Source organism: Acidiplasma cupricumulans, assembly GCF_001402935.1.
Taxonomy (GTDB): domain Archaea; phylum Thermoplasmatota; class Thermoplasmata; order Thermoplasmatales; family Thermoplasmataceae; genus Acidiplasma; species Acidiplasma aeolicum.
In genome coordinates this window covers 1-4,056 of the sequence record NZ_LKBH01000206.1, presented here as the reverse complement: position 1 = coordinate 4,056, position 4,056 = coordinate 1, and the positions used below count along the sequence as shown (strand labels likewise).

The window sequence follows — 4,056 nt, the reverse complement described above, 5'->3', positions numbered from 1 at the left end:
ATTTAGGCTGCAGCAAATTTGAAAAATCAAAAAACATTATATAAAGATAATATATATATGAAATGTTATGAAAATTGATGAAATTAGTGAAAAGGACTCAACAGTAGATATCCTTGTAAAAATTTTATCCATTGATAAGAGAACAGTAAATACATCCAGGGGTGAAACCACATATTATTATGGATTAATTGGTGATGATACGGGTGTAATCCCATACACTGCCTGGGAATTTCCCCAGGTGATAAAGGCAGGTGATGCTGTCGAAATAAAATATGCAAGGGTTAAGGAATATAATGGAAGATTGAGAATTTATATTGATTCAAGAACAGAGGTAATTTTAAAACCAGGAGAAAACATAGAGGTTAAAAATACATACAAGGAGGTAAAACTTCAGGATATTTCATCCAAAACACCATTTGTCTCAGTAACCGGTATGGTTTCTGGAATAACAGAACATGAATACCAAAAATCAGGAGGCAAATTTATTCTATACTCCGGTTTTATTGAGGATGATACATCAAAGGTTAGAATTTCATCATTTGGAAGACCCCTTGAGAATGGAAAAATATACTCCATTAAGGGTGCAAGGGTATCAGAATTTAATGGCCAGATGGAGATATCTGTAAGTGATAAAACAACATTAAATGAGATTCAGGGGTATAACATAAATCTTGAAAGAAATTACAGAATATTTGAGATAAAAAATCCCGCCGGGAGTATAAACATAATGGCCTTTGTAATCACACTTGGAACCAAGAGCGGGATAATAAAAAGATGCAGTGTGTGCAATAAACCATTAACAACAGGTGTATGTCCTGATCATCCAGATGCCAAAACCATTCTGGATATTTTTACCTATTTTACTGTTGATGATGGAACAGGCCATATTCAGGCAATAGCAGGAAAGAATGCCATACTGCCTGTTCTTGGCATAAGTGAGGATGAGATTGTAAAAGTTGCAGGTGATATATACAATAGACTTTATGAAAAATTATATGGGCATGCATTCAAGATGAATGTGGATTTTGTCATGAATGATAATTCATTATCTCTCAGGGTTAATAAAATACAGGAGATACAGAACAGTGATGTAAGGCAGGACCTAATTGAACTGGAGGTGTGAATATGGCTATAATCGAAAGACAGAAGAGGGAAAAGGCAAACTGGATATTTTCAAGGGAATTAAAGGATTCAAATGTGCTTGAGGGCGAGGATAAAAGACCGTATGTAATAACACCTCTGGGAACAAGGGTAAAAAGGGTGTTAATAACCGGCCGCATAACGTTCAAAAACAGCGATGAAAAGATGGTTAAAATTACACTGGCAGACTATATCGGTTCATTTTACATAACAGCCTTTAAAAGCGGATTTAACAGCGATATGGCAGAGGAGGTTGATAAATACAATGTAAATGATACAGTTGTGATAATGGGAAAGGTGAGTGCATTTAAAACAGAGGATAATGTATTTTATTTTTCAATTAATCCTGAAATGATTAAGCCAATATCAGAAATAGAAAGATACTTCTGGGGTGAGAGAAGCTTCTATATTGCCAGAAGAAAAATATATGCAATCAGGGAAATTAACAAGGATGAAGAGGCCAACGAGGAAACGTTAATAAAATTGGGTTATACAAGGGAGGAGGCAGAGGACGCAGTTAGATCCAAAAATTATTATAAGGATTATGATTTTAATTCATACCTTTCTGCAATTTCGGCAATAAATTATGAGATGCCCTCAAATGAGGTGGTAAAAACAGAAACAGGCGGACAGGAAAAATTAATACCTGATGTTGAGGGTTTCATACTTGATTATATAAAAAATAATGATGACGGCCCGGGATGCAGGTATGATGATATAATCATCGCCGCAAAAAATGAGGGTATAACACAGGAGCAGGTGGATGAAACCCTGAATCTACTGGGATCAAATGGGGATATATACGAGGTTTCATTGAAAAGATATAAGGCATTATGAAATAATAACTCCATAAATATTAAAATATAATAAAAACATTATATATTTATGGCAACAAAAGATGAAGTATTATCATGGTTTCAGAATGGTGATGATAATGCACAGAAATTAATAGACCTGAAATGGAAGGTTTCTCAGGTTGGGCCATACACGGTTCTTCAAAATGATAAGATACCATTTACAATGTTTCTTACATTTAATGACGATAACACATTAAATTTATTGATCAGAACAGGCATTGAGACCGCAACAATAGATAACCAGGAGAGATTGACAGTTTACAGGGTTCTGCTAATACTTAATAAACGTGTGGAAATGGTTAAATTTATGCTTGACGGAATAAACGAGGAGGTCGTTGCAAGGGAGGATATGGTTACAGACACCTTAACCAAGGATGAGATAAATGCAGGTTTAAATGCAATACTAACCGCCTTTTATTTAATGGTTCAGGCCCTTCATCTCGAGGATCAGTTTAATTCACAGATAATTGAAAGAACATACATGATGATAAAAAATATGGCTGATGAGGGTAAGTCAAGGGACGAGATAAAGGATTATTTAAAGAAGACAATAGGTCTCAGGGATGAGGATGCAGAAAAATTAATAAGTGAGGTACTTGATGCTGACAAGGCTCCATCAAATATGTATCAGTGAGGGAAAATTTTCATTTAACCCTGCAGCAGTTAATTCAGGGTCTGTACCTGCAACCTTAATTATATTATTTATTATATTCTTTCTTGTTTTATTTATCATAGTATATTACATTGCAAAGATAATAACATCCCAGAGGTCTAGAAGATATACCGGTGCTGAATCGTTAATTAATAAAATAGGCATAGCACAGTCTGAAATTAACAAAAATGAAACCGGTACGGTTACTGTTGATGGTGTTCCATGGGAGGCAGTAAACATTGGTGATGAGGTAATTAAAAAATACGATAACGTTGTTATAAAGGATAGGCGTGGAGTTAAACTGCTTGTTAAAAAATTGGGTAAAAATATTTTGAGGTAAATATAAACAGAAAATTTTGAAAAAAATAATATATGGCTATCAATTACAGTATTATGGGAGAAACTCTTGCCGAAATTGAAATATCCAAGGATGGCGAAATATACTATGTAAAAATGACACTGCCCAGCGGTGAAGTTGTTAACATGGAAAATGAAAGCTTTGAGGAGATATTGGAACAGATTGCAAACGACCTTGAGGACAGATATCCATCATGATGCGGGGATGGCCCAGAGGTACGGCGGCAGCCTGCTAAGCTGTTTCTCAACAGAGAGCATGGGTTCGAATCCCATTCCCCGCGCTTTTTAGTCGTGTAAAAAAATCTTAAATATTGTTTTAAAATGGATTTTTATGAATATTTTTATCGCTGGAATTGGACCGGGCATGGGAAGTGCAATAGCCGTAAATTTAAAAAATCAGGGCACAATATTTTTTTATGTTCCAGAGGTGAGCTTGTAATAAAACTGGCTAAAGAACTTAAATGTAATTATGCCAGATGCGATATAAAAGATTATAATTCGCTGGAAATTGCAATAAATAGGGCATATAATGTACTGGGAGGTCTTGATGCTGTCATAAATGTTTCCGGTAATTACTTTTCTCAGGAACCTGTGGAAAGTTATGATGTAAAAGAATTTGTGGATGCACTGGAAAACAATGCGATCACATTTTTCAATATAATTAAGGCATCGCTTAATTATCTAAAAGAATCCAGAGGAACTGCCATAGGATTCTCAGCGGCAGAAAATGTTTATCTAAATTCAAATCCAGGATATGCAGCAGGCAAGGGTGCGGTTTATTTTATGACAAAGTATCTTGCACATTCCCTTATTCAATATGGAATAAGAGTTAATTCGATAGCACCGGGTTTTATTGATAAGGAAAATAACCCAAATTCCGGCAGGGCTGGTGCCACCGGTAGATACCCGCCAGATGGGGTGCTTGATGCCATTAATATGCTTTTGCATAATAATATGATTACAGGTGAAGTCATAAGGGTTGCAGGAGGCCATGACATTGATGTGGGTTCAGGTTTATAGTTCACTTATAAAGTTTGATAGATCGGAAGA

The 4,056-nt window shown here is 35.5% G+C and carries 6 protein-coding genes and 1 tRNA gene; all 7 read left to right on the top strand.

The annotated features are described in order from the left end of the window. Window positions 1-67 precede the first annotated feature (67 nt). The 7 genes from AOG55_RS06305 to AOG55_RS06280 all read left to right on the top strand — a co-directional run bounded on the left by AOG55_RS06305 (window position 68) and on the right by AOG55_RS06280 (window position 4,026). The gene (locus AOG55_RS06305) at window positions 68-1,123 is read left to right on the top strand and encodes a replication protein A (protein ID WP_048101554.1); all 1,056 of its coding nucleotides are present in this window, start codon (window positions 68-70) and stop codon (window positions 1,121-1,123) included. A 2-nt stretch (window positions 1,124-1,125) separates the two neighbouring features. After that, the gene (locus tag AOG55_RS06300; protein WP_055041046.1) at window positions 1,126-1,977 is read left to right on the top strand and encodes an OB-fold nucleic acid binding domain-containing protein; all 852 of its coding nucleotides are present in this window, start codon (window positions 1,126-1,128) and stop codon (window positions 1,975-1,977) included. Between the two features lie 48 nt (window positions 1,978-2,025). Beyond that, entirely contained in the window at window positions 2,026-2,631 is a 606-nt protein-coding gene (locus AOG55_RS06295) for a hypothetical protein (RefSeq protein WP_048101556.1), read from the top strand. After that, complete coding sequence (locus AOG55_RS06290) at window positions 2,597-2,989, top strand: NfeD family protein (RefSeq protein WP_048101557.1); 393 nt, start codon at window positions 2,597-2,599, stop codon at window positions 2,987-2,989. Before AOG55_RS06295 ends, AOG55_RS06290 begins: the two co-directional genes overlap by 35 nt. A gap of 53 nt (window positions 2,990-3,042) precedes the next feature. Continuing rightward, window positions 3,043-3,204: a hypothetical protein gene (locus tag AOG55_RS09580; protein ID WP_169749806.1), complete on the top strand. Its 162-nt coding sequence runs from the start codon at window positions 3,043-3,045 to the stop codon at window positions 3,202-3,204. A 1-nt stretch (window position 3,205) separates the two neighbouring features. Continuing rightward, window positions 3,206-3,287: transfer RNA gene (locus AOG55_RS06285), tRNA-Ser, on the top strand. A 40-nt stretch (window positions 3,288-3,327) separates the two neighbouring features. Next, on the top strand, window positions 3,328-4,026 hold the full coding sequence (locus AOG55_RS06280) for an SDR family oxidoreductase (protein ID WP_055041045.1): 699 nt from the start codon (window positions 3,328-3,330) through the stop codon (window positions 4,024-4,026). Window positions 4,027-4,056 lie beyond the last annotated feature (30 nt).